22 protein-coding genes are annotated in these 23,680 nt (G+C 67.9%); 9 read left to right on the top strand and 13 right to left on the bottom strand.

Translation table 11 applies throughout. The features are described 5' to 3' along the window. Window positions 1–18: 18 nt before the first annotated feature. Genes CGR01S_RS00330 through CGR01S_RS00345 form a run of 4 tightly spaced genes read right to left on the bottom strand, consistent with a single transcriptional unit; the run spans window position 19 to window position 2,929 of the window. On the bottom strand, window positions 19–564 hold the full coding sequence (locus tag CGR01S_RS00330) for a pilus assembly protein PilP (RefSeq protein WP_174435675.1): 546 nt from the start codon (window positions 562–564) through the stop codon (window positions 19–21). After that, a complete protein-coding gene (locus CGR01S_RS00335; protein ID WP_042421213.1) occupies window positions 561–1,244 on the bottom strand; it encodes a type IV pilus inner membrane component PilO in 684 nt (227 codons plus the stop codon). Before CGR01S_RS00335 ends, CGR01S_RS00330 begins: the two co-directional genes overlap by 4 nt. 3 nt (window positions 1,245–1,247) lie before the next feature. Continuing rightward, window positions 1,248–1,853, bottom strand: a complete 606-nt coding sequence (locus CGR01S_RS00340; RefSeq protein ID WP_042421217.1) for a PilN domain-containing protein — start codon at window positions 1,851–1,853, stop codon at window positions 1,248–1,250. After that, window positions 1,850–2,929: a pilus assembly protein PilM gene (locus CGR01S_RS00345; RefSeq protein WP_042421220.1), complete on the bottom strand. Its 1,080-nt coding sequence runs from the start codon at window positions 2,927–2,929 to the stop codon at window positions 1,850–1,852. Before CGR01S_RS00345 ends, CGR01S_RS00340 begins: the two co-directional genes overlap by 4 nt. A gap of 266 nt (window positions 2,930–3,195) precedes the next feature. Here CGR01S_RS00345 and CGR01S_RS00350 point away from each other — a divergent pair, with 266 nt between their 5' ends. Then, entirely contained in the window at window positions 3,196–5,580 is a 2,385-nt protein-coding gene (locus tag CGR01S_RS00350; RefSeq protein WP_156967470.1) for a penicillin-binding protein 1A, read from the top strand. A gap of 1 nt (window position 5,581) precedes the next feature. On the opposite strand, the gene cyaY is transcribed toward CGR01S_RS00350, so the two are convergent. Next, entirely contained in the window at window positions 5,582–5,911 is a 330-nt protein-coding gene (cyaY, locus tag CGR01S_RS00355; protein ID WP_042421223.1) for an iron donor protein CyaY, read from the bottom strand. A 12-nt stretch (window positions 5,912–5,923) separates the two neighbouring features. Here cyaY and lptM point away from each other — a divergent pair, with 12 nt between their 5' ends. Both lptM and lysA read left to right on the top strand, forming a co-directional pair. Further along, the gene (gene lptM, locus CGR01S_RS16260) at window positions 5,924–6,106 is read left to right on the top strand and encodes an LPS translocon maturation chaperone LptM (protein ID WP_084690497.1); all 183 of its coding nucleotides are present in this window, start codon (window positions 5,924–5,926) and stop codon (window positions 6,104–6,106) included. Further along, complete coding sequence (lysA, locus tag CGR01S_RS00360; RefSeq protein WP_042421225.1) at window positions 6,103–7,383, top strand: diaminopimelate decarboxylase; 1,281 nt, start codon at window positions 6,103–6,105, stop codon at window positions 7,381–7,383. Before lptM ends, lysA begins: the two co-directional genes overlap by 4 nt. A 41-nt stretch (window positions 7,384–7,424) precedes the next feature. Here the strand turns inward: lysA and msrQ are convergent, their stop codons facing one another. The 5 genes from msrQ to CGR01S_RS00385 form a co-directional block, all read right to left on the bottom strand. Further along, entirely contained in the window at window positions 7,425–8,075 is a 651-nt protein-coding gene (gene msrQ, locus CGR01S_RS00365; RefSeq protein WP_042421227.1) for a protein-methionine-sulfoxide reductase heme-binding subunit MsrQ, read from the bottom strand. A gap of 7 nt (window positions 8,076–8,082) precedes the next feature. Further along, on the bottom strand, window positions 8,083–9,063 hold the full coding sequence (gene msrP / locus CGR01S_RS00370) for a protein-methionine-sulfoxide reductase catalytic subunit MsrP (protein WP_042421230.1): 981 nt from the start codon (window positions 9,061–9,063) through the stop codon (window positions 8,083–8,085). 224 nt (window positions 9,064–9,287) lie between these two features. Continuing rightward, window positions 9,288–10,628, bottom strand: coding sequence for a c-type cytochrome biogenesis protein CcsB (gene ccsB, locus CGR01S_RS00375; RefSeq protein ID WP_042421233.1), 1,341 nt, complete (start codon window positions 10,626–10,628; stop codon window positions 9,288–9,290). Continuing rightward, the gene (locus CGR01S_RS00380) at window positions 10,625–12,790 is read right to left on the bottom strand and encodes a cytochrome c biogenesis protein ResB (RefSeq protein WP_042421236.1); all 2,166 of its coding nucleotides are present in this window, start codon (window positions 12,788–12,790) and stop codon (window positions 10,625–10,627) included. The genes ccsB and CGR01S_RS00380 overlap by 4 nt, the downstream gene beginning before the upstream one ends. Window positions 12,791–12,917: 127 nt before the next feature. After that, the gene (locus CGR01S_RS00385) at window positions 12,918–13,547 is read right to left on the bottom strand and encodes a c-type cytochrome (RefSeq protein ID WP_042421239.1); all 630 of its coding nucleotides are present in this window, start codon (window positions 13,545–13,547) and stop codon (window positions 12,918–12,920) included. Window positions 13,548–13,620: 73 nt separating this feature from the next. Between CGR01S_RS00385 and yihA the strand changes: the two genes are divergently transcribed. Continuing rightward, window positions 13,621–14,358: a ribosome biogenesis GTP-binding protein YihA/YsxC gene (gene yihA / locus CGR01S_RS00390; RefSeq protein ID WP_042421243.1), complete on the top strand. Its 738-nt coding sequence runs from the start codon at window positions 13,621–13,623 to the stop codon at window positions 14,356–14,358. Between the two features lie 92 nt (window positions 14,359–14,450). Further along, window positions 14,451–15,359, top strand: a complete 909-nt coding sequence (locus CGR01S_RS00395; RefSeq protein WP_042421246.1) for an alpha/beta fold hydrolase — start codon at window positions 14,451–14,453, stop codon at window positions 15,357–15,359. A gap of 40 nt (window positions 15,360–15,399) precedes the next feature. Here CGR01S_RS00395 and CGR01S_RS00400 read toward each other — a convergent pair whose 3' ends face one another. Both CGR01S_RS00400 and CGR01S_RS00405 read right to left on the bottom strand, forming a co-directional pair. After that, window positions 15,400–16,272 (bottom strand): lysophospholipid acyltransferase family protein, encoded by an 873-nt coding sequence (locus tag CGR01S_RS00400; RefSeq protein WP_042421249.1) that lies wholly within the window; start codon window positions 16,270–16,272, stop codon window positions 15,400–15,402. Continuing rightward, window positions 16,269–17,117 (bottom strand): lysophospholipid acyltransferase family protein, encoded by an 849-nt coding sequence (locus CGR01S_RS00405; protein WP_042421252.1) that lies wholly within the window; start codon window positions 17,115–17,117, stop codon window positions 16,269–16,271. Before CGR01S_RS00405 ends, CGR01S_RS00400 begins: the two co-directional genes overlap by 4 nt. A 133-nt stretch (window positions 17,118–17,250) precedes the next feature. Here CGR01S_RS00405 and metK point away from each other — a divergent pair, with 133 nt between their 5' ends. From metK to groL, 4 genes are all read left to right on the top strand, one after another. Continuing rightward, window positions 17,251–18,432 (top strand): methionine adenosyltransferase, encoded by a 1,182-nt coding sequence (gene metK, locus CGR01S_RS00410; RefSeq protein ID WP_042421256.1) that lies wholly within the window; start codon window positions 17,251–17,253, stop codon window positions 18,430–18,432. 174 nt (window positions 18,433–18,606) lie between these two features. After that, window positions 18,607–19,677: an NUDIX domain-containing protein gene (locus CGR01S_RS00415; protein WP_042421259.1), complete on the top strand. Its 1,071-nt coding sequence runs from the start codon at window positions 18,607–18,609 to the stop codon at window positions 19,675–19,677. A 136-nt stretch (window positions 19,678–19,813) separates the two neighbouring features. After that, window positions 19,814–20,104, top strand: coding sequence for a co-chaperone GroES (gene groES, locus CGR01S_RS00420; protein ID WP_042421262.1), 291 nt, complete (start codon window positions 19,814–19,816; stop codon window positions 20,102–20,104). A gap of 85 nt (window positions 20,105–20,189) precedes the next feature. After that, the gene (gene groL, locus CGR01S_RS00425; RefSeq protein ID WP_042421264.1) at window positions 20,190–21,827 is read left to right on the top strand and encodes a chaperonin GroEL; all 1,638 of its coding nucleotides are present in this window, start codon (window positions 20,190–20,192) and stop codon (window positions 21,825–21,827) included. A gap of 117 nt (window positions 21,828–21,944) precedes the next feature. Here the strand turns inward: groL and pgi are convergent, their stop codons facing one another. After that, window positions 21,945–23,498, bottom strand: a complete 1,554-nt coding sequence (pgi, locus tag CGR01S_RS00430; RefSeq protein ID WP_042421268.1) for a glucose-6-phosphate isomerase — start codon at window positions 23,496–23,498, stop codon at window positions 21,945–21,947. Window positions 23,499–23,680 lie beyond the last annotated feature (182 nt).

Genomic DNA, 23,680 nt, shown 5'->3' on the forward strand with positions numbered 1-23,680 from the left:
TTGCCATTTTGTTGTGCTTCATTTCTTCGCCTCCTCCTGCAACTCGAGCGATGTGGTGCGTTCAATCCAGTCCCCCGAAGGGTCCTGCACAATTTCGCGCAGTTGGATGGACGTTTCAGTGATGGCGGTGATCCGCCCAAAATTCTGGCCGAGGTAATTCCCCGCCTGGACCTGGTAAAGCAGCTTGTCCACCTTGAGCAGCGCCGTGGGCTTGCCCTCCTTGTTCAGGCTGCCCACCATGGCCATGGCGTCGAGCGGAAAGGCTTCCAGCGGCTCCTTGCGCCGTGCCAGTTCGGGAGCGATGAGCGCGGCGTTCGACGCCATCTGCGTCGATTCACGGCGCAACGCCTGCGTCAAACGCTGCGGGTCAAAAGGGTCCATGGCCGAATCCACGCCATAGCCCACCGGCTCGAAGGGCTTGGGCTCGGTCAGCGGCGTGACGCGGGGCCGGGCTTCGGCACGCTCACTGGCCATCCATTGCCGCAGGTCGTCCTGGTCGGAGGCGCCGCAGCCCCAAAGTGGCAATGCCGCGAGCGCAACCCATGCGATGTGGCGCATCCTCATTTCTTCGCTCCCTTCGCTGCGTCGCGCTGTGCCTGGATTTCTTCGTTATCCAGGTAGCGGAAGGTGCGCGCCGTCACGTCCATGACCAGGCCGCCGCCGCCCGCCTTGTCCTTGGACGGAACCGTAATGGCAATATCATTGAGCGTGACGATGCGCGAGAGGTGCGCGACGTCGGAGGCAAAGGCGCCCATGTCGTGGTAACGGCCCGTGACGCGGATGGCAATGGGCAGCTCGGCGTAGTATTCGCGCACCACCACCTGGCCGGGTCGGAACAAGTCGAACTGCAGGCTGCGGCCCAGGCCCGCCTGGTTGATGTCCGACAGCAGCGCCGACATTTCCGCCTTGCTGGGGAGCTGCTTTTCCATCTGCAGCACATACTGCTGCACCTGCTCGCGCTGCTTCTTCAGCAGGTCCAGGCTCACGGCCTTCTGCAGCTTCTTCTTGTAGTCCTCTTTCAGCGTCAGCTCCTGGGCGCGCGCTGCCTCCAGCTCGGCCTCGTAATCAGTGAGTTTGACATACCACAGCGCCACGGCCACGGCCGCCGCGATGAAGAGGCACAGCAGGACGCGCGGCAGCAGCGGCCACAGCGAGGGATCCTTGGTGTCGAGGTTGCTGAACTGGCGCTGGAGCTGCTGCTGCAGTTGCACCATGTCGATCTTGGGGGCTTTTTTCTTGGCCATCGCTTACTTCCCTGCTGCGCTGGCGGCTTCCAGGGCCTTCTTGGCCTGGCTCGAACGAACCAGTTGAAAGCGCAGGTTGAACTCCGAGGCGCGGCGCTGGTCGCGCGGCGACAGGGCCACGTTCTTGGCGACGATTTCCACGAGCTCGGGTTTGGACAGCCAGGGCGTGTTGTTCGACAGGTTGCGCAACAACTCCGAGACACGCTCGTTCGATTGCGCCATGCCCTGCATCACCACCGTCTGGTTGGTCTGCTTGAGGGTGGTGATGAAGACGCCATCGGGCAACTGCGCCACCAGTTCGCTCAGCAGGTGCACGGGCAGGTTGCGGTCGGCCTGCAGATCTTCCACGGCCTTTTGCCGCGCACGCAAGGCGGCGATTTCTTCCTCAATCGTGGCGATTTCCTTGATCTGGTTTTCCAGTACCTTGATTTCGCTGCCGAGGAAGGCATTCTTGGCCTGCTGATTCTCGATCATGGCCTGGAACCAGAAATAAATCGCGGCCGCGATCAGCAAACCCGCCATGGCCGACCCCAGCATGGCCGCCTGATAGACCTCACGGCGGCGTTTGCGGGCAGCCTCCCGGTGGGGGAGAAGGTTGATGAGTATCACTGCAGGAACCTCCGCATCGCCAGACCGCAGGATGTGAGATACGACGGTGCCTCACGCGCCATTTTTTTCATCCGCACGGAACTTCCGATTTCCATGCCCTCAAACGGATTGACCACGCTGCAGGCAAACCCCGTGTGCTGCGTGACGGCTTCCGTCAAGCCCGGCAGGGGCGCCGAGCCGCCGGCGAGCATGATGTGGTCGACCTTGTTGTGCGGCGTGCTGGTGAAGAAAAATTGCAATGCCCTGCCGATTTCCTGCGAGAGACTGTCCACGAAAGGCCGCAGCACGGCCGATGTGTAGTCGTCGGGCAGATCGCCGCTGCGTTTCTTGCTCTCGGCCTCCTCGGGCGAGAAGCCGTACTGGCGCACGATCAGTTGCGTCAACTGCGCCCCGCCAAAGGCCTGGTCGCGGTCGTAAAGCACTTCCTCGTTGCGTATGACCTGCATGCTGGTGGTGAGCGCACCCACCTCGAAAAGGGCCACCATGGTGTCCACCCCCTTGTTGGGCAGCCCCTCGATGAGCCGGCTGGCGGCCAGCCGCGAGGCATAGGACTCCACGTCGATGATGGTGGCCTTGAGGCCCGCAGCCTCCGCCAGGCCCTGGCGGTCCTGCACTTTTTCGCGGCGTGAGGCGGCGATCAGCACATCCACGTCGCCGGGCGAAGTCTTGCACGGGCCGATCACGCAGAAGTCCAGGCTGACTTCGTCCAGTGAGAAGGGGATGTACTGGTTGGCCTCGGACTCGACCTGGACTTCGAGCTCCTGGTCGGTCATGCCGGCGGGCAGAACGATTTTCTTGGTGATGACAGCCGAGGGCGGCAGGGCCATGGCCACGTTCTTGGTCTTGGCCCCGCTTTTCTTGACCACCCGGCGCACGGCCTCGGCGACCTCATCGAATTTCTCGATGTTGCCGTCCGTGATCCAACCACGCTCCAGCGGTTCGATGGCGCAGCGCTCCAGCACCAGCGCTCCCGCCTTGTCACGCCCGAGTTCGACCAGCTTGACACTAGAGGAACTGATGTCGATTCCCAGCAGCGGCGCAGGCTGGCGACTGAACAGAGATCCCGTGGAGATCAAGATAGCCCCCTGAAAATTGTCATTCCGATACAACAATACTTAACATTTCACATGAATGCTATCAGTAAGATACTTCTCCAGCAAAGGCTTTTCCGGCTTTGCGCAATGCCGAACGTTGTCAAAAGCAGACGTTTGCGCTGCCTTTCCCATGCCCCATCGGCGCTCTTGCGCTGAGCGTCCCCGGATGCCGCGGACAGGCCATCCCGCTGCGGTTTGCGCCCTGTCGGCATTTTTATAATCGGTCCCTTTGCCCGCCCCGGAGCGATATGCCGCGTCCCGCTTCCCCCCCACCTGCCCACAACCCGCCCGCGGCTACCGCGCCGGGCTCCTCCTGGCTGCGCTGGCCGCTGCGCCTGCTGGGCTGGGCCCTGGGCCTGGCCGTCGCCGGTGCGCTGGCGCTGGCGCTGGTCATCGGCATGGCGCTGGCCATGGCCTATCCCAATCTGCCGGACATCTCGGACCTGGCCGACTACCGCCCCAAGCTGCCGCTGCGCGTGTACTCGGCCGAGGGCGCCCTGCTGGGCGAGTTCGGCGAAGAGCGCCGCAACCTCACGCCCATCGCCGAGATCCCCAAGGTGATGAAGGACGCGGTGCTGGCCATCGAGGACGCACGCTTTTTCCAGCATGGCGGCGTGGACTACAAGGGCATGCTGCGCGCGGGCCTCGCCAACCTGGGCAAGGTCAAGAGCCAGGGCGCATCGACGATCACCATGCAGGTGGCGCGCAATGTTTATCTTTCTTCCGAGAAAACATATACGCGCAAAATTTACGAAATATTACTAACTTTCAAGCTCGAGCATTATTTGACCAAGGATCAGATTCTGGAGATTTACATGAATCAGATCTTCCTGGGTAATCGTGCCTACGGGTTTGCCGCCGCCTCGGAAATCTATTTTGGCAAGCCGCTGAAAAGCATCACCGTGGCCGAGGCGGCGATGCTCGCCGGCCTGCCCAAGGCGCCGTCGGCCTACAACCCGATCAGCAACTACAAGCGCGCACGGGCGCGGCAGATGCACATCATCGATCGCATGGAGGAGAACGGCTTCATCACCGCCGCGCAGGCCGAGGAGGCGCGGCAGGAAAAGCTGCGGCTGCGCACCCATTCGGACAGCAGCCGCATCCACGCCGAGTACCTTGCCGAGATGGCGCGCCAACTCGTGTTTGCCCAGTACGGCAACGAGGCCTACACCCGCGGGCTCAACGTCTACACCACGGTCAATGCCGCCGAGCAGGACGCCGCCTACCAGGCCCTGCGCCAGGGCATCATGACCTACGAGCGGCGGCAGCACTACCGCGGCCCGGAGAAGTTCGTCACCCTGCCGGGCAACCCGGCCGAGCTGGAGGAGAACATCGACGACCTGCTGGCCGACCACCCCGACAACGGCGACGTGCTCGCGGCCATGGTGCTCGAAGCCAGCGCCAAGAAGATCGTGGCCATGCGCCCCAGCGGCGAGACGATAGAAATCACGGGCGATGGCCTCAAGCCCGTGCAGTCGGGTCTCTCGGACAAGGCCCCGCCCAACATCAAGATCCGGCGCGGCGCCATCATCCGCGTGGTCGCCACGCCCAAGAAGACCTGGGAAGCCACCCAGCTGCCCGAGGTGGAGGGCGCCTTCGTGGCCATAGACCCGCGCAACGGAGCCATCCGGGCGCTGGTGGGGGGCTTCGACTTCGACAAGAACAAGTTCAACCATGCCACCCAGGCCTGGCGCCAGCCGGGCTCCAGCTTCAAGCCCTTCATCTATTCCGCGGCGCTGGAGAAGGGCTTCACCCCCGCCACCATCGTCAACGACGCGCCGCTGTTCTTCGACGCCGGCTTCACCGGCGGCAAGCCCTGGGAGCCCAAGAACTACGACGGCAAGTTCGACGGCCCCATGACGCTGCGCACGGCGCTGGCCAAGTCCAAGAACATGGTCTCCATCCGCGTGCTGCAGGCCGTGGGTGCGCGCAACGGGCAGGAGTGGGCCACGCGCTTTGGCTTCGAGGCCGACAAGCACCCGGCCTACCTCACCATGGCGCTGGGCGCAGGCTCCGTCACGCCCATGCAGATGGCGGTCGGCTACTCGGTGTTCGCCAATGGGGGCTACCGCGTCAACCCCTGGCTGATCGCGCGCGTGACCGACCACAAGGGCAAGGTGCTGACCGAGTTCACCCCGCCGCCGACTGAAGAGAACGAGCGCGCCATCGACGCGCGCAACGCCTTCGTGATGGACAGCCTGCTCAACGAGGTGACGCGCTCGGGCACGGCCGCGCGCGCGCAGGCAACCCTGAAGCGCCCCGACCTGTACGGCAAGACCGGCACCACCAACGACGCCTGGGACGCCTGGTTCTGCGGCTTCCAGCCGACCATCGCCGCCGTCACCTGGATAGGCTACGACACGCCGCGCAACCTGGGCAGCCGCGAAACGGGCGGCGGCCTGAGCCTGCCGGTGTGGATCAGCTTCATGGAAAAGGCCCTCAAGGGCGTGCCGGTGATGGAGCCTACCGTGCCCCCGGGCGTGGTCAACGTGGCTGGCGAGTGGTACTACGAAGAGTACGCACGCAACGCCGGCGTCTCCAGCCTGGGCATGGAGGCGGGCCGCCCGGACGCTCCCGCCCAGGCCCCGGCGCCCGAGGAGCGCAGCAAGATCCTGGATCTGTTCCGCAATTGAATCAGGGCGCGAACACCAGCGCCTGCCCGGCCTGGGCGCTGGCCTCGCGGCTCAGGCAGGCGAAGAACTCGCCCGCGCCCTTGCTGTCCTGCCAGGCCTGCCCGTCGAAACGGTAGTGGTAGCCGCCCGAGCGCGCCGCCATCCAGACTTCGTGCAGGGGTTTTTGCAGGTTGATGATGATCTGGCTGCGGTTGGCAAACACCAGGGTGACCATGCCGCCCGAGCGCTGGTTGTCCACGTCGGCGTCGGTCTCGTCGTTGATGCGGTCACAACTGCGCTCCACGGCCAGCAGCAGTTGCTCGGCTCGGTCCAGGAATTCAAGGTCGGTCATTACAATTTCCGCATGTCACAAGCGCTCAGCATTCTAGTGAGGACGGCCGTCCTTGCCGCCGGTGTGGCCAGCCTCGGGGCCTGCGGCCAGCGCGGCCCCCTGTACCTGCCCGAGGCCCGCCCCCCCGCAACCGCCGCCCCCGCGCCCACTCCCCCCGCAGCCCCGGCCTCCGCCGCTACACCCTCCCGACCATGACCCTTGCCCCCTTGCCCGGACACCCCCACATCGCCTACCGGGATGGCGAACTTTGCGTTGAAGGCGTGCGCGTGCGCGACCTGGCGCAGCAGCACGGCACGCCGCTGTTCGTGTATTCGCAGGCCGCCATGCGCGACGCACTGGCCGCCTACCAGCGCGGCCTGGCCGGGCGCAGGCACCAGATCTGCTACGCCATGAAGGCCAACTCCACGCTGGCGGTGCTGCAGTTCTTTGCGCGCCAGGGCTGCGGGTTCGACATCGTCTCGGGCGGCGAGCTCGAGCGCGTGCTCGCCGCCGGCGGCGACCCGGCCAAGGTGATCTTCTCTGGCGTCGGCAAGACGCGCGCGGAGATGCGCCGCGCCCTGCAGGCCGGCATTGGCTGCTTCAACGTCGAGAGCGAGGCCGAGCTGGAGGTGCTGGACGCCGTGGCCGTGGAGCTGGGCGTGCAGGCGCCCGTGAGCATCCGCGTGAACCCCAACGTCGATGCCAAGACCCACCCCTACATCTCCACCGGCCTCAAGGGCAACAAGTTCGGCGTGGCGCACGAGCGCACGCTCGCCACGTACCAGCGCGCCGCCCAACTGCCGGGGCTGCGCGTGGTGGGCATCGACTGCCACATCGGCTCGCAGATCACCGAGGTGGCGCCCTACCTGGACGCCGTGGACCGCGTGCTCGACCTGGTGCAGGAGATCGAGGCCCACGGCATCGCCATCGACCATGTGGACTTTGGCGGCGGCCTGGGCATCAACTACCAGGGCGACACCCCGCCCGCCGCCGACGCCCTGTGGCAGCAGCTGCTCGCGCGCATGGACGCGCGCGGCCATGGGCAGCGCAAGATCCTCATCGAGCCCGGACGCTCGCTCGTGGGCAACGCGGGCCTGTGCGTGACCGAGGTGCTGTACCTCAAGCCGGGCGAGCAGAAGAACTTCTGCATCGTCGATGCCGCCATGAACGACCTGCCCCGGCCCGCGATGTACCAGGCCTACCATGCCATCGTGCCGGTGCAGGGACGCGCGGGCGCGGCCACGCAGGTCTACGACGTGGTCGGCCCGGTGTGCGAGAGCGGCGACTGGCTGGGCCGCGAGCGCGCCCTGGCGGTGCAGCCCGGCGAGCACCTGGCGGTGCTCTCGGCCGGGGCGTACTGCATGTCCATGTCGAGCAACTACAACACCCGCGGCCGGGCGGCCGAGGTGCTGGTCGATGGCACGCGCGCCACCCTCATCCGCCAGCGCGAGAGCGCGGCCGACACCTTTCGCGCCGAAATTCTGCCCAAATAAGCCTGCAGCGCTTGCCCGGCAAGCGCCAACAGCTATCAAATTCAGAGCGCCTGAGCGCTCTGCCGCGTGCGCTGGGCGCGCTGCAGCGCGCGCACCAGGCGCCAGGCAAGCAAAGCGCCCAGCACCAGGGCGTACCACAGCACCTCGGCAAAATTGTTCTTGCCCGCGCGCAGCCAGGCGAAATGCAGCAGGGCCAGCAGGGCCGCGGCGTAGACGCTGCGGTGCAGGGCCTGCCAGCGCCGCCCGCCCAGCCAGCGCACGGCGCGCTGCGGGGAGGTGGCGGCCAGCACCGCAAGCACCAGGCCCGTGAGCATGCCCACGGTGATGAAGGGGCGCTTGACCACGTCGCGCACCAGGGCGGCGCCGTCCAGGCCCTGATCGAGCCAGGCATAGGCCAGCAGGTGCAGCAGGGCGTAAAACGCCGCAAACAGGCCCAGCATGCGCCGGTAGCGCGCCAGCGCCGTCAGGCCCGCCGACACGCGCAGCGGCGTGAGCGCCAGCGTGGCGCACAGCAGGCGCAGGGCCCAGTCGCCCAGGCCGCGGATCAGCGCCTCGGCCGGGTTGGCGCCCAGGCCGTCCAGCACGGCCAGCGCCACCAGCCAGCCCAGGGGCAGCAGCGCCAGGCAGAACACCAGGGGCTTGGCGGCCGGGTGCAGCAGCCCGGCGTTCACGCCGGAACGCAGAGGAAGCATGGCGGCGTCAGAAGTATTTCTTCAGGTCCATGCCGGCATACAACTGGCCGACCTGCGCCTCGTAGCCGTTGAACGGCAGCGTCTTGCGCTTCTTGGCGAACAGCCCGTCCTCGCCGATGCGCCGCTCGGTCGCCTGGCTCCAGCGCGGGTGGTCCACCAGGGGATTGACGTTGGAATAAAAGCCGTACTCCTGCGGCACGGCCTTGGCCCAGGCCGTGGCGGGCTCGTGCTCCACGAAGCGGATGCGCACAATGCTCTTGGCGCTCTTGAAACCGTACTTCCAGGGCACGACCAGACGCACGGGTGCGCCGTTCTGGTTGGGCAGCACCTGCCCGTACATGCCCAGGCCCAGCAGGGTCAGCGGGTGCAGGGCTTCGTCCAGGCGCAGGCCCTCCACGTAGGGCCAGTCGAGCACGCCCGCGGACAGGCCCGGCATGCGCGCCTTGTCGGCCAGGGTGGTGAACTCCACGTACTTGGCGCTGCCCAGCGGCTCCACGCGCCGCACCAGCTCGGCCAGCGAATAGCCCACCCAGGGGATGACCATGGACCAGCCCTCGACGCAGCGCAGGCGGTAGATGCGCTCCTCCAGCGGCGCCAGGCGCAGCAGCTCGTCGAGGTCGAAGCGCCGGGGCTTGCGCACCAGGCCATCGACTTCCACCGTCCAGGGGCGCGGGGCCAGGGTCTGGGCGCGGCGCGCGGGGTCGGCCTTGTCGGTGCCGAATTCGTAGAAATTGTTGTAGCTGGTGGCGTCCTGGTAGGCCGTGGGCTTTTCCAGGGTCACGGCGCCGGGCACGGTCGAGCGCGCCGCCGCCAGGGCCGCCAGGCCGGGGGCCGCGGCGGCGTGTGCGCCACCGGCGGGCAGCGCCAGCGCCGTGGCGCCAGCGCCGGCCAGGCGCAGGATGTCGCGCCGCCGGGCATAGACGGCGAGCGGGGTGATGTCACTGGCATGCGGATGTTGGAATCCGCTGCCCTGCGTACGAATGAGCATGGCGAACCTCCATGGAATGGGCTGGCCGAAGTCTGCACCAGGCACGCCGCCCGCGCAGGGACGAGGTTATTTTTTGCTTCAAAAAGAATAGCGCCTTGCGCTTGATACGCGCCACTCTCAAACAAAAAAAGGAACTGGAAGCGCCTGAAACCAAGCGCCATCAGCTCCTTCTTTTAGAGCACCGGCGGCTGCCGGGGCCCAGGGCTCAATACATGGGGACGCGCTCAGAGCGCGCCGTAGCTGTGCAGGCCCGAGAGGAACATGTTCACGCCCAGGAAGGCGAAGGTAGTGACCACCAGCCCCACCAGCGCCCACCAGGCCGAGACGGTGCCGCGCAGGCCCTTCATCAGGCGCATGTGCAGCCAGGCGGCGTAGTTGAGCCAGACGATGAGCGCCCAGGTCTCCTTGGGGTCCCAGCTCCAGTAGCCGCCCCAGGCCTCGGCCGCCCACAGCGCGCCCAGCACCGTGGCAATGGTGAAAAAGGCAAAGCCCACGGCGATGGACTTGTACATCACGTCGTCCAGCACCTCCAGGGCGGGCAGGCGCGCGCCAATGCGCCGGCGCCCGAACAGAATGCCGCCCACGATCAGCGCCGAAATGCCGAAGTACACCATCCAGTAGCTGCTGCCGCCCTGCACGCCCCCCTGGCGGAATACCAGCGGCTCGAAGCACAGCACCACGCCCAGCAGCCACAGCGGCGCGAGCTTGTACCAGCGCGTCTCCTGCGCCTGCTGCTTGATGAGATAGGCGAACGCCACCATGGCGGCCAGGGCGAAGGTGCCGTAGCCGATGAAGTTGGCCGGCACGTGCAGCTTCATCCACCAGCTCTGCAGCGCGGGCACCAGGGGCTGGATCTCGTGCGCCCCGCGCACCACCGAGTACCACAGCAGAAAGCCCACCGCGGCGCTGACCACCAGCATCACGAAGCCGCCCAGGGCGCGGGTCTGGTACTGCTGCTCGTAGTAGAGGTAGAACACGGCCGTCATCCAGCAGAACATGACGAAGACCTCGTAGAGGTTGCTCACCGGGATGTGGCCCACGTCCGGGCCGAGCAGGTAGCTCTCGTACCAGCGCACCATGGTGCCGGTCAGCGCCATGGCGATGGCCACCCACACCAGGCGCGAGCCCAGCAGCGCGGCCACGCGGCCCTCGCCGCGCGCGAACAGCGCGGCCCAGTAGAACACCGTGCTCATGAAGAACATCACGCCCATCCAGAGGATGGCCGACTGGCTCGACAGGAAGTACTTGAGCCCGAACACCGTCTCGGCGCGCGCCAGGCTGCCCGCGCCGTCCTGCTGGTACAGGGCGATGGCCAGCAGCGACAGGCCTGCCACCACCAGCATGAGAGCGCGCAAGGGGCGCCAGAACCAGCCCAGCCCGATGAGCGCGGGCACGGCGCAGATCAGGATGCCCTTCTCGTAGCCGTCCATGTAGGCGCCGTAGCGCTGCAGGGTGAACAGCCCGCCCGCCAGCGCCATGGCGGCGAACAGCCAGTCCAGCACGTTGCGGCGGGCCAGAAAGCCCTCGTTGAGGGTGATCGTGGTGTTGTGGGCGGCAGTGGTCATGCGGAGCCTCCGGGGGTGCTGCGCGGCGCCATAGGCGCCGCGGCGATGAGTTTGTCGGCCAGGCGGGCGAACTCGCGGTCGCCGTCCATGGTCTTGCGGTTGGTGGACAGCGCCATCATCGCGTGGGTCACGCCGTCGCGCGGCGCCACCCAGACCCAGACGCGGCGCTCGCGGATGTAGAGCATGGCGAACACGCCCAGGATGAGCAAGGCGCAGCCGAGGTAGACGACGTTCTTGCCCGGCGCGCGCGCCACCTGGAACACGCTGGCCTGTACCTGCTCGAAGTCCTGCAGCCCGAGCAGCAGCGGCGCCGGGTAGAACTGCACGTCGCTGAGCGCCAGCACGGCCTGGGTCATGAAACCCAGGGTCTGCTCGTTGTTCGGCAGGGGCGGCAGTTGCGCCTGCGCGCGTGTGAGCTGCGCCAGCTCGAACAGCACGCCATTGAGCACGCGCATCAGCACCTCGCCGGCGCGGTCGCGCTCGGCCTCGGGCACGCCGGCCTCCAGGAACTGCGCCACCGCGGCCAGGCCGCCCTCGCGCTGGCCCTGCGCATTGGCGTGCCCGGCATAGAGCTGCAGCACGCGCTCGGCCGACTGGGTGAGCTGCTGCGCCAGCTCGGGGCGCGCCGGATCGACGGCGCGCGCCACGTAGCGCTGCACGGCGGCAGCGCGCTGCGCCGGGCTGGCCAGGGCGCGGTACAGGCGCATGAAGCCGTCCATGCCGCCCTGCTCGTCCACGGGGATGCGCAGGTAGCGGAAGGGCTCGGAGGGCTTGTCGCGCACGCCGTAGAGGAACATGGGCGGGCCGCCCTCGCCCAGGTCCACGGGCAGCATGTAGTTGTGGAACTCGCGCGCCTGGCCCGAGGCGTCGCGCAGCTTGTAGCCCACGCTGGGGCCCACGTTGCGCAGGCTCTTGTTCTCCACCGTCTTGTTCGCCGCGCCCAAGGCACCGTCCAGCGAGGAGCGCAGATCGACCTTGCGCACGTCCGCCCCCGAGGCGCTGGCGTCCGCACCGATGTTCTCGACGTTGATCACGCGCAGTGCGCTCAGCTCCAGGGTGAGCGGCGGCTCGCCCGCGGTGCTGGCCAGTTGCGCCTTGCCGCCGATGGTGCCCTTGACCTCGAAGGGCGCGGCGGCGTCCGTGCCCAGCGGCAGCGCCCGCAGCGTGACGGCCGAGCCGCCGTCGTCGAAGCTGGACTGGTAGATCTCAATGCCCTGGTAGTGCGCAGGCTTGTTGACCTCGATGCGCGCGGGCGTGGCGGCACCGGTGGCCAGGTCGTGGATCACGACCTCGCTGGCGAACAGCTTGGGCATGCCGGTGGAGTAGTGCTCGATGATGAACTTCTTGAGCTCCACGGCAAAGGGCAGCTCCTGCAGCAGCACGCCGTCGGACTGGCTCAGGATGGCGGTGCTCGCGCGCGCGCCCTCGGTCACCACGAGGTTGCCGCGAAACGCCGGGTTGCGTGCGCTCAGGCGGTGCTCGGGCCCCACGTCGGCAATCATGCCGCCGCCGGCAAACGGCGTCTTGCCGCCCAGCCACATCTGTGCGCGCACGATGAGGTCGCCGTCGAGCAGGCCGCCCAGGCACACCAACACGATGGCGCTGTGCGCGGCGATGTAGCCGATCTTGTGCGCCGCTCCGGCGCGCGCCGCCACCATCCAGCCTGTGCCCGGGCCGGCGGCCGTGTCGCGCTGCTGCAGTTTGACCTTCCAGCCGCCGCCCGCCAGCATCTGGCCGATGCGCTGCGCCTCGGTGGCAGCGTCCTGCGCCAGGTCGGCCTCGGCCTTGTGGTGGAAGGAGCGCAGGTTCTGCTCGCGGATGTTCTCCTTGAAGGTGCGCAGGTCCACGAGGATCTTGGGCGTGTGGCGCGCGATGCACAGCGAGGTGCTGATGACCAGGAACGCGAGGATCAGCAAGAACCACCACGCGCTGTACACCGCGTTGAGCTGCAGCCGTCCGAACAGGTCGGCCCAGAACGGCCCGAACTGGTTGACGTAGTTGACCGCCGGTTCGCTCTGCTTGACTACGGTGCCGATCACCGAGGCGATGCAGATCACCGTGAGCAGGGCGATGGCAAAGCGCATCGAGGAGAGCAGCTCGACGCCGGCACGCAGCGCCTGCGAGCCGGAACGTATGCGCATGCCGTGGGTGGATTCGGACATGGAGGTGGAGTATGCAGCGCGAAAAGGAAACGGGCGGGGCCATCGTTCGATGGGCCCGCCCGCGTTGGGGTTAGTTTCTGGCCAAGGGTTCCCGTCCGTGGCCTTCACTGGAGGCCGCGCCGTGCGATCAGCGCAGGCCGGCGATGTAGTCGGCCACCGCCTTGATCTCGCGGTCGTTCATCTTGGCGGCCACGCCGGCCATTTGCAGGTTGTTCTTGCGCGTGCCGTCGCGGAAGGCCTTGAGCTGCAGCTCGGTGTAGGCGGCGTGCTGGCCCGACAGGCGCGGGTACTGCGCCGGGATGCCGGCGCCATTGGGGCTGTGGCAGGCCGCGCAGGCGGCGATGTTGCGGTCGGCGATGCCGCCGCGGTAGATCTTCTCGCCCAGCGCCACGAGGGCCTTGTCGGTGGCCTCGCCGGGCTTGGCGGGCTTGGAGTGCAGCCAGGCGGCGATGTTCTTCATGTCCTGCTCTTCGAGCATGGCGGCAAAGCCCTGCATCACGGGGCTTTCGCGCTTGCCGCTCTTGAACTCCAGCAACTGCTTGACCAGGTACTCGGGGTGCTGCTGGGCCAGCTTGGGGTTCTCGACGATGGCGGAGTTGCCATCCTCGGCATGGCAGGCCACGCAGACGGTCGCGTAGCTGGCGCCGCCTTTTTCCAGATCAGGCTTGGCCTGTGCGGGTGCCGGACCAGCAGCCTGGGCCACGGTGACGGACGCTGCCAACGCGGCAGCCATGAGCAGGGGAGCGAGCAACTTCATAGCGAGGGTCTTGTGGATGTTGGCGCAAAACCCCGCGATTCTACAATGAGGCTCCGCGCCCACCATTTGATCCATGACACGCTCTGTAACCGCGCCCCCACCCGAACCCAGCCCCAGCGGCACCGACGCCCGCACCGCCCTGGGCTGGATGCACACGGCGCGCTTTCTCACCACGGCCGCACAACTGCACCAGTTGCCAGCGGTCGAGGTGCCCGAAATCGCCTTCGTGGGCCGCTCCAACGCGGGCAAATCCACCTGCATCAACACGCTCACGCAGCAAAAGCAGCTCGCCTTTGCCTCCAAGAAACCCGGGCGCACGCAGCACATCAACCTGTTCGCCCTGGGCCGCCAGGGCAGCACCGACGCCGTGCTGGCCGACCTGCCCGGCTACGGCTACGCCGCTGTCTCGCGCTCGGACAAGGTGCGCTGGCAGCAGGTCATGGTGAACTACCTCGTCAGCCGCACCAGCCTCACGGGCATCGTGCTGTTGTGCGACCCGCGCCTGGGCCTGACCGAACTCGACGAGGCCCTGCTCGAAGTGGTGCGCCCGCGTGTGGAGCAGGGCCTCAAATTCCTGGTGCTGCTGACCAAGGCCGACAAGCTCACGCGCTCGGAGCAGGCCAGGGCGCTGTCGATTGCGCGACTGCAGGCGGGCGGCGGAGAGGTCAAGATGTTCTCCGCGCTCAAGAAACAGGGCGTGGAGGAAACCGCCCAGCTCCTGTGGCACTGGGCGCACGCCGAGCCCGCCAGCCCGGCCAGCGCCGACGCAGACCCCGCGGCCAGCCCCGTGCCCGAGGCCGGCGCGGACTGAGCCCACGCCCCGGCGGGTGCCGCGGTTTCATAGTCAAACCGGCCTCCAGCGCTCATGAAGCAAGCGCTGGCAGCTATTACTTTTGAAGCACCATGATCGCCCGCACCGACATCACCCTGCCGCACGGCATCACCCTGCACTGCCACACCGCCGGCGAGCGCGGCCGCCCCGTGCTGCTGTTCCTGCACGGTTTTCCGGAAGGCGCCTTCATCTGGGAGGGCCTGCTGGAGCATTTCGCCCAGCCCGCGCACGGCGGCTACCGCTGCGTGGCACCGTACCTGCGCGGTTTTGGCGCCTCCAGCAGCCCGGCCGAGGCGGCGGCCTACCGCCCCAAATTCCTGGTGCAGGACCTGGTGGCGCTGATCGCCGCCGAATGCGGCGCTGGCGGCGCGCTGGAATGCCTGGTGGCGCACGACTGGGGCGGCGCCGTGGCCTGGAACCTGGCCAACCAGCACCCCGAACTGCTGCGCCGCCTGGCCATCGTCAACTCGCCGCACCCCGGCGCCTTCGTGCGCGAGCTGCAGCACAGCCCGGCACAGCAGGCGGCCAGCCAGTACATGCACTTCCTCTGCCGCCCCGACGCCGAGGCGCTGCTCGCCGAGGATGATTTCCGCCGCCTGTTCGCCTTCTTCCACGCGCCCGACGGCACGCCGCCCGCCTGGCTGAGCGCGCAGGTGCGCCAGCAGTACCGCGCCCTGTGGCAGCAGGGCCTCACGGGCGCCTGCAACTACTACCGCGCCAGCCCGCTGCGCCCGCCGCGCGACGGCGACCCTGGCGCCAGCGCGGTGACCCTGCCCGCCTCCATGCTCACCGTGAGCGTGCCCACACTGGTGCTCTGGGGCCTGGAGGACCCGGCCCTGCTGCCCGGCCTGCTCGACGGGCTGGCGGACTGGGTGCCGCGGCTGCAACTGCAGCGCGTGCCGGGCGCCTCGCACTGGCTGGTGCACGAGATGCCCGAGCGCCTGCAGCAGGCGCTGGGGTCATTTTTGCTATCCGATTGATAGCTGCTTGCGCTTGACTGGCAAGCGCCGCAGGCCGTTTTTACTGATACACCGAAGGCGTACCCTCGGGCCGCGTCTTGAAACGCCTGTGCACCCAGTAGTACTGCCCGGGCATGGTGGCAATGGCGGCCTCGAGCTCGCGGTTCATGCGCGCGGTGTCGGCGGGTACGTCGTCGGTGGGGAAGTGCTGCCACGCCGGAGTGATCTCGGCGACATAGCCCGTGGGCGTCATGCGCGTGTACATGCCCAGCACTTTGGCGCGGCCCAGGCGGGCAAAGCGCGAGAGCGAGGGCACAGTGGCCGCCGGCACGCCGAAAAAGGGCACGAAGATGGACTCGCCCGGGCCGAAATCCATGTCCGACAGCAGGTACAGCAGGCCGCCCTTGCGCAGGTTGGAGAGGATGGGCTTGACGCCGTCGGCGCGGTTGAGCATGCGCACGTCACCAAAGCGCTGGCGCCCGGCCATGAACCAGGCATCGACCACCGGGTCGGGGTGCGTCGAGAAAATGGACGTGAACGCCCGCGCCGTGCGCAGCGGCAGCGCCAGGCCGCCGGCGTCCATGCCGTAGAAATGCGGCGCGAAGATGATGGTGGGCGTATCGCCTTCGAGCTCGTGCAGCGCACCGGTGAGCTGCACGCGCCGCTCGACCACTGCGCGCGGCGCGGCCCACAGCCAGCCACGGTCCAGCCAGGCCTGGCAGAACACCACGAAGGTCTCGCGCGCCCAGGCGCGGCGCTGGGCCGGCGTGGCCTGCGGAAAGCACAGCGCCAGGTTGCGCAGCGCCACCTTGCGGCGCGGTGCCGCCAGCACGTAGAGCACCTGGCCCAGGCCCCAGCCCAGGGCGCGCAGCACGCGCAGCGGCAGGCGTGCCAGCACCTGCTGCATGAACCAGACTCCCAGGCGCGCGCTCATGCCGCGCCCTCCGCCTGCGGCAAGGAGCGCGGTTGCTTGTAGCGCGCATAGCCCCACAGGTACTGCTGTGGAGCCTGGCGGATCAAGCCCTCCATGGCGGCGTTGAGCCGGGCCACGGCGGCATCCAGCGCCTGCGGCAAGGGCTGGGCCAGCGGCTCCAGGTGCAGGGTATAGCCCCGGCCCCAGGGCTCCCGGGTGCAGCGCGCCAGCACCACGGCCGCGCCCGTCTGTTGCGCCAAGCGCGCCGCCAGCGTCATGGTGTAGGCCGGACGGCCGAAAAACGGCGCCCACAGGCCCTGCCCCTCGGGCGGCACCTGGTCCGGCAGCAGGCCCACGGCCTGACCGCGGCGCAGGGCCTTGATCATCTGGCGCACGCCCTGCAGTTCCGTGGGCACGGCCTGCACCCCCGGACGGTTGCGCGCGGTGCGCATCACCTCGGCCAGCCAGCGCTGGCGCGCCGGGCGGTACAGAATGGTGATGGGGCCATGCGCCGCGCTCCAGCGCTGCGCCGCGGCCTGCACCGACATCTCGAAGCAGCCCAGGTGCGGCGTGAGGAACACGATGCCCCGGCCCGCGGCCCAGGCGCGCTCCACGCACTCGGCGTTCTCCAGGCGGCAGGCGGGCAGTGCCCCCAGCCACAGCCGCGGCAGCTCGGCCACCATGCGCCCGGCATGGGCCACGGCGGCGCGCACCTGGGCAAAGCCGTAGCCCGCCAGCTGCGCGTTGGCCAGAAAGCGGCGCCGGTAGGTGGCCGACAGCACAAACGCCGCCCAGCCCAGGAGCGCGCCCAGGCCGTGGAGCAGCCACAAGGGCCACAGGGAAAAAAACCGGAAGATCAAAGGCATTAAAATACAGGCACGGTCGCCGAGTTAAATGAGCAACTTGCAGGGCGACGGTAAACAAGACTGCTAAAGCGTTCGCCAGGCTCCCAGAGCGCGGGCAACGCCCAAAATGCTGCAACCTGTGGAGTTTATTCAAATGGCGAACGACTTTCTCTTCACCTCCGAATCGGTCTCTGAGGGCCACCCCGACAAGGTGGCCGACCAGATCTCGGACGCCATCCTGGACGCAATTTTCGAACAGGACCCGCGCTCGCGCGTGGCCGCCGAGACGCTGTGCAACACCGGCCTGGTGGTGCTGGCCGGCGAGATCACGACCAACGCCCATGTGGACTACATCCAGGTGGCGCGCGACACCATCAAGCGCATCGGTTATGACAACACCGAATACGGCATCGACTACAAGGGCTGCGCCGTGCTCGTCGCCTACGACAAGCAGAGCAACGACATCGCCCAGGGCGTGGACCACGCCTCCGACGACCACCTCAACACCGGCGCCGGCGACCAGGGCCTGATGTTCGGCTACGCCTGCGACGAGACGCCCGAGCTCATGCCCGCGCCCATCTACTACGCGCACCGCCTCGTCGAGCGCCAGGCGCAGTTGCGCAAGGACGGCCGCCTGCCCTTCCTGCGCCCCGACGCCAAGAGCCAGGTGACCATGCGCTACGTGGACGGCAAGCCCCACAGCATCGACACCGTGGTGCTCTCCAGCCAGCACAGCCCCGAAATGAGCGACGGCCACCACATGAAGAGCGCCTTCGTCGAGGCCGTGATCGAGGACATCATCAAGCCCGTGCTGCCCAAGGAGTGGATCACGGCCGACACCAAGTACCTGATCAACCCCACGGGCCGCTTCGTCATCGGCGGCCCGCAGGGCGACTGCGGCCTCACGGGCCGCAAGATCATCGTGGACACCTACGGCGGCGCCTGCCCGCACGGCGGCGGTGCCTTCTCGGGCAAGGACCCGACCAAGGTGGACCGCAGCGCCGCCTACGCCGCGCGCTACGTGGCCAAGAACATCGTCGCCGCGGGCCTGGCGCGCCAGTGCCAGATCCAGGTGGCCTACGCCATCGGCGTGGCCCGACCGATGAACGTGACGGTCTACACCGAAGGCACGGGCGTGATCCCCGACCACGAAATCGCCAAGCTGGTGCAGGAACACTTCGACCTGCGCCCCAAGGGCATCATCCAGATGCTCGACCTGCTGCGCCCCATCTACGCCAAGACCGCCGCCTACGGCCACTTCGGCCGCGAAGAACCCGAGTTCACCTGGGAACGCACGGACAAGGCGGCGACGCTGCGTGCAGCGGCGGGGCGGTAAGCCCATGGGGACGCGCAGCGACCACATGCAGCCTTGCGCTACAAGGCGGCGGCGCTGCGTGCAGCGGCGGGGCGCTAAGCCCATGGGGACGCGCAGCGACCACATGCAGCCTTGCGCCACAAGGCGGCGGCGCTGCGTGCAGCGGCGGGGCGGTAAGCCCATGGGGATGCGCCCATGCTCGACGCTGCCGTCCTGATCGGGCGCTTTCAGCCCGTGCACCAGGGCCACCTGGCCCTGCTGCACCATGCGCTGGCACAGGCACGGCAGGTGGTCGTGGTGGTGGGCTCGGCCCACCAGGCGCGCAGCGCGAAAAACCCCTTCACCTGGCAGGAGCGCGCCGACCTGCTGCGTGCCGTGCTGCCCGCCGCCGAGCGCGCGCGCCTGACGGTGCTGCCCATGCGCGACCACTACGACGAGCCCGCCTGGGCGCGCGCCGTGCAGCAGGCCGTGACCGCGCACACCGCAGCGCAGGCGCGCATCGGCCTGGTCGGCCACTTCAAGGATGCAAGCAGCAGCTACCTGGCCGCGTTCCCCGACTGGCCGCTGCTGCGCATGCCGCGCCAGGGCAGCATAGATGCCAGCAGCATCCGGGACGCCTATTTCGGCGCCACGCCCGCCACGCTGGATGCCGCGCTCGCTCCGCTGGCACCTGCTATCCCCCACGCCACGCGCCGCCTGCTCGAACAATTCGCCCGCACGCCGCACTACCCGGCGCTGCAGGAGGAGTGGCGCATGCTGCGCGCCTACCGCGCCGCCTGGGCGGCCGCGCCCTACCCGCCGGTGTTCGTCACCGTCGACGCCGTGCTGCTGTGCCAGGGCCGGGTGCTGCTGATCCGCCGCGGCCACGCCCCGGGCAAGGGGCTGTGGGCCCTGCCCGGGGGGTTCCTGGAGCCGCGCGACACGCTGTGGCAGTCGTGCCTGCGCGAGCTGGCCGAGGAAACCGGCTGCGCCCTGCCCGAGGCGCAGTGGCGCGCCGCCCTGCGGCAGGTGCGCGTGTTCGACCACCCGGACCGCAGCCAGCGCGGGCGCACCCTCACGCACGTGCATTGCTTCGACCTGGGCGCTGCCCCCCTGCCCGCCGTGCGAGCGGGCGACGACGCCGCGCACGCGGCCTGGCTGCCGCTGCAGGAGCTGGGCGCACTGGAGGAAGCGTTCTTTGAAGACCACTTCCACGTGCTCACGCAGGTGCTCGGTCCGCAGGCGCTCCACCCTGCCCCGCACCCTGGCATTGCCGCAGCCTCTTGAAACCGGGGCAAAAGCCCTTATCATTGGCACTCGTCAGCGGAGAGTGCTAACAACACCCGCCGCGGGCTCGAATCCAGTGCGCCGCCGTGCTTGGCGCCTTGAGAGAACCTTCTTTTTGCATTCAGGAGAAACGCACATGAAACTTCGCCCCCTGCACGATCGCGTGATCGTCAAGCGTCTGGAAAACGAAACCAAGACCGCCTCCGGCATCGTGATCCCCGACAACGCCGCCGAGAAGCCCGACCAGGGCGAGGTGCTGGCCGTCGGCCCGGGCAAGAAGAACGACAAGGGCGAGACCATCGCCCTGAACGTCAAGGTGGGTGACCGCGTGCTGTTCGGCAAGTACAGCGGCCAGACCGTCAAGGTCGATGGCGACGAACTGCTGGTGATGAAGGAAGACGACCTGTTCGCGGTCATCGAGAAGTAATTCAATCGCTATTTCATTGATAGCTATCGGCGCTTGCTGGACGGGCGCTGAGACCGTGTTTGATTCAAATTCGTAGGAGCCAAAAATGGCAGCAAAAGACGTGATTTTCGGCGGCGAAGCCCGCGCTCGCATGGTGGAAGGCGTGAACATCCTGGCCAACGCGGTCAAGGTGACCCTGGGCCCCAAGGGCCGCAATGTGGTGCTCGAGCGCTCGTTCGGCGCCCCCACCGTGACCAAGGACGGCGTGTCCGTGGCCAAGGAAATCGAGCTCAAGGACAAGCTGCAGAACATGGGCGCGCAAATGGTCAAGGAAGTCGCTTCCAAGACCAGCGACAACGCCGGTGACGGCACCACCACCGCCACCGTGCTGGCCCAGTCCATCGTGCGCGAAGGCATGAAGTACGTGGCCGCCGGCATGAACCCCATGGACTTGAAGCGCGGCATCGACCGTGCCGTCGAGTCCCTGATCGCCGAACTCAAGAAGGCCTCCAAGCCCACCACGACCAGCAAGGAAATCGCCCAGGTGGGCTCCATTTCCGCCAACTCTGACTCCAGCATCGGCGAGATCATCGCCAACGCCATGGACAAGGTCGGCAAGGAAGGCGTGATCACCGTGGAAGACGGCAAGAGCCTGCAGAACGAACTCGACGTCGTCGAGGGCATGCAGTTCGACCGCGGCTACCTGTCGCCCTACTTCATCAACAACCCCGAGAAGCAGGCCGCCATCCTGGAAAACCCCTTCGTGCTGCTGTTCGACAAGAAGATCAGCAACATCCGCGACCTGCTGCCCACGCTGGAAGCCGTGGCCAAGGCCGGCCGCCCGCTGCTGATCATCGCCGAAGAAGTCGAAGGCGAAGCCCTGGCCACCCTGGTGGTCAACACCATCCGCGGCATCCTGAAGGTCGTGGCCGTCAAGGCCCCCGGCTTTGGCGACCGCCGCAAGGCCATGCTGGAAGACATCGCCATCCTGACGGGCGGCAAGGTGATCGCCGAGGAAGTGGGCCTGTCGCTGGAGAAGGTGACCCTGGCCGACCTGGGCCAGGCCAAGCGCGTGGAAGTGGCCAAGGAAAACACCACCATCATCGACGGCGCCGGTTCCGCTGCCGACATTGAAGCCCGCGTCAAGCAGATCCGCATCCAGATCGAAGAAGCCACCAGCGACTACGACCGCGAGAAGCTGCAGGAGCGCGTGGCCAAGCTGGCTGGCGGCGTGGCCGTGATCAAGGTCGGCGCAGCCACCGAAGTCGAAATGAAGGAAAAGAAGGCGCGCGTGGAAGACGCCCTGCACGCCACCCGCGCTGCCGTGGAAGAAGGCATCGTGGCCGGCGGTGGCGTGGCCCTGCTGCGTGCCCGCCAGTCGGCCGGCGACATCAAGGGTGACAACCCCGACCAGCAGGCCGGTGTGAACCTGGTGCTCAAGGCCATCGAAGCGCCGCTGCGCGAAATCGTGGCCAACGCCGGTGGCGAGCCCTCGGTCGTGGTCAACAACGTGCTGGCCGGCAAGGGCAACTACGGCTTCAACGCCGCCAACGACACCTACGGCGACATGATCGAGATGGGCATTCTGGACCCCACCAAGGTGACCCGCACCGCGCTGCAGAACGCTGCTTCCGTGGCCTCGCTGATGCTGACCACCGAGTGCATGGTCGCCGAAGCGCCGAAGGAAGAAGCCGCTGCCCCGGCCATGCCCGGCGGCATGGGCGGCATGGGCATGGACATGTAAGTCCTGCCTGGAGACTGCTCCACTGAAAGGGCCGCGCAAGCGGCCCTTTTTTTCTGCACGCTTGCCTGCACGCCTGGGTGCGCGGCAGCGGCCGCACCGCCATGGCGCGCGCCCGGTTCAGGCGAGTTTTTTCAGCAGCCCCGCGGTCGAGGCATCGAGCCCGCTGGCGTCGCCCGTGCGCAGGCGCTGCTGCAGGTCCTGGGCGAGCTGCTTGCCCAGCTCCACGCCCCACTGGTCGAAGCTGTTGATGCCCCACAGGCTGCCGCTGGTGAAGACCCGGTGCTCCTGCAAGGCCATGAGCGCGCCCAGGGATTGCGGCGTGAGCGCCTCGAGCAGCAGAAAGCTGCTGGGCCGGTTGCCCGGGAAATGGCGGTGGCCATCGGCGCTGGCGCGGCCCAGCATCAGCGCCTGCGCCTGCGCCAGGGCATTGGCCAGCAGCATCTCGTGGTGCTCCGGCAGGCCGTGCGTGTGCTGGCGCACGGCCACGATTTCGAGCGGCAGCACGTCCGTGCCCTGGTGCAGCATCTGGAAGAAGGCATGCTGGCCATTGCAGCCCGGCTCGCCCCACAGCACCGGGGCCGTGGCCAGGGGCAGCACGCGGGCGGCCTTGTCCACGCGCTTGCCGTTGCTCTCCATTTCCACCTGCTGCCAGTGCGCGGCCAGCCGGCGCAGGCCGGCGTGGTAGGGCGCGATGCAGCGGCTGGAAAAGCCGTGGAAGTTGCGGTACCAAATGTCGAGCAGCGCCAGGCGCACCGGCAGGTTGGCGTGCAGCGGCGCGGTGCGGAAATGCTCGTCCATGGCATGCGCGCCCGCCAGCAGCGCGCGAAAGCCCTCGCGGCCGATGGCGATGGCAATGGGCAGGCCTATGGCCGACCACAGCGAATAGCGGCCGCCCACCCAGTCCCAGAATCCGAAGCTGGTGGTGATGCCCCAGGCGCGCGCGGCCTCGACGTTGCAGGTCAGGGCGGTGAAGTGGCGTGCCACGTCGCTCCCGCCCTGGGCCTTGAACCAGGCCAGCGCCGAGCGGGCATTGGTCATGGTCTCCTGGGTGGTGAAGGTCTTGGACGCCACCAGGAACAGCGTGCGCTCGGGCTGCACCTGGCGCAGCACGCGGTGCAGCTCGTGGCCGTCGATGTTCGAGACGAAATGAAAGCGCTTGCCCGGCACGCGCTGCGCCTCCAGGGCCAGCACGGCCATCTGCGGGCCCAGGTCGGAGCCGCCGATGCCGATGTTCACCACATCGGTGATGGCTTCGTCGGCACGCACCGCCTCGGCATAGGCCAGCATGGCATCGAGCGTGGCATGCACCTGCGCGAGCGCAGCGGCCACCCAGGGCTCATCGCCCGGCAGGTGCCGCCCGGCCGGGCGGCGCAGCAGGGTGTGCATGGCGGCACGGCCCTCGGTGGTGTTGACGGCCTGGCCGCCCAGCAGGGCGTCGCGCTGGCGCTCCAGCTGGCAGGCCTGCGCCATCTGCAGCAGCAAGGCCTCGGTCTGCCGGTCCCACAGGTTCTTGGACAGGTCGGCAAACACCTGCGGCGCCTGCATGCTGAAATGCGCAAAGCGATCGGCATCCTCGGCAAAGGACCGGCGCAGGTCCAAGCTGCGTCCCTGCGCGCTGAAATGCGCCTGCAGCGCCACCCACTGCGGGGTCTCGTCACATCGCAAGGCCATTTCAGGTGGGGGGAGGTGCATATCCGTGATCCATGGCGCTGCGCGCCACCCGCAACCCATGGCACGGGCGCGGCCTATGCCAGGGCTCCCGCGCAAGGGCCGCCCCGCTGCGCTGGGAGCGTCCCCCTGCCCGCGGCGCGCAGCGCTGCGAGAGCGGGGGGAAGGCGCGAAGCGACTCAGGG

This window comes from Comamonas granuli NBRC 101663 (assembly GCF_000739995.1).
GTDB lineage: Bacteria > Pseudomonadota > Gammaproteobacteria > Burkholderiales > Burkholderiaceae_C > Simplicispira > Simplicispira granuli.

Excerpts from the sequence above, each read along its gene's own strand:
- CGR01S_RS00330 (WP_174435675.1), bottom strand. The coding sequence starts at position 564 with ATGAGGATGCGCCACATCGCATGGGTTGCGCTCGCGGCATTGCCACTT.
- CGR01S_RS00335 (WP_042421213.1), bottom strand. The coding sequence starts at position 1,244 with ATGGCCAAGAAAAAAGCCCCCAAGATCGACATGGTGCAACTGCAGCAG.
- CGR01S_RS00350 (WP_156967470.1), top strand. The coding sequence starts at position 3,196 with ATGCCGCGTCCCGCTTCCCCCCCACCTGCCCACAACCCGCCCGCGGCT.
- cyaY (WP_042421223.1), bottom strand. The coding sequence starts at position 5,911 with ATGACCGACCTTGAATTCCTGGACCGAGCCGAGCAACTGCTGCTGGCC.
- lptM (WP_084690497.1), top strand. The coding sequence starts at position 5,924 with ATGTCACAAGCGCTCAGCATTCTAGTGAGGACGGCCGTCCTTGCCGCC.
- lysA (WP_042421225.1), top strand. The coding sequence starts at position 6,103 with ATGACCCTTGCCCCCTTGCCCGGACACCCCCACATCGCCTACCGGGAT.
- msrQ (WP_042421227.1), bottom strand. The coding sequence starts at position 8,075 with ATGCTTCCTCTGCGTTCCGGCGTGAACGCCGGGCTGCTGCACCCGGCC.
- msrP (WP_042421230.1), bottom strand. The coding sequence starts at position 9,063 with ATGCTCATTCGTACGCAGGGCAGCGGATTCCAACATCCGCATGCCAGT.
- ccsB (WP_042421233.1), bottom strand. The coding sequence starts at position 10,628 with ATGACCACTGCCGCCCACAACACCACGATCACCCTCAACGAGGGCTTT.
- CGR01S_RS00380 (WP_042421236.1), bottom strand. The coding sequence starts at position 12,790 with ATGTCCGAATCCACCCACGGCATGCGCATACGTTCCGGCTCGCAGGCG.
- CGR01S_RS00385 (WP_042421239.1), bottom strand. The coding sequence starts at position 13,547 with ATGAAGTTGCTCGCTCCCCTGCTCATGGCTGCCGCGTTGGCAGCGTCC.
- yihA (WP_042421243.1), top strand. The coding sequence starts at position 13,621 with ATGACACGCTCTGTAACCGCGCCCCCACCCGAACCCAGCCCCAGCGGC.
- CGR01S_RS00395 (WP_042421246.1), top strand. The coding sequence starts at position 14,451 with ATGATCGCCCGCACCGACATCACCCTGCCGCACGGCATCACCCTGCAC.
- CGR01S_RS00400 (WP_042421249.1), bottom strand. The coding sequence starts at position 16,272 with ATGAGCGCGCGCCTGGGAGTCTGGTTCATGCAGCAGGTGCTGGCACGC.
- CGR01S_RS00405 (WP_042421252.1), bottom strand. The coding sequence starts at position 17,117 with ATGCCTTTGATCTTCCGGTTTTTTTCCCTGTGGCCCTTGTGGCTGCTC.
- metK (WP_042421256.1), top strand. The coding sequence starts at position 17,251 with ATGGCGAACGACTTTCTCTTCACCTCCGAATCGGTCTCTGAGGGCCAC.
- CGR01S_RS00415 (WP_042421259.1), top strand. The coding sequence starts at position 18,607 with ATGCTCGACGCTGCCGTCCTGATCGGGCGCTTTCAGCCCGTGCACCAG.
- groES (WP_042421262.1), top strand. The coding sequence starts at position 19,814 with ATGAAACTTCGCCCCCTGCACGATCGCGTGATCGTCAAGCGTCTGGAA.
- groL (WP_042421264.1), top strand. The coding sequence starts at position 20,190 with ATGGCAGCAAAAGACGTGATTTTCGGCGGCGAAGCCCGCGCTCGCATG.
- pgi (WP_042421268.1), bottom strand. The coding sequence starts at position 23,498 with ATGGCCTTGCGATGTGACGAGACCCCGCAGTGGGTGGCGCTGCAGGCG.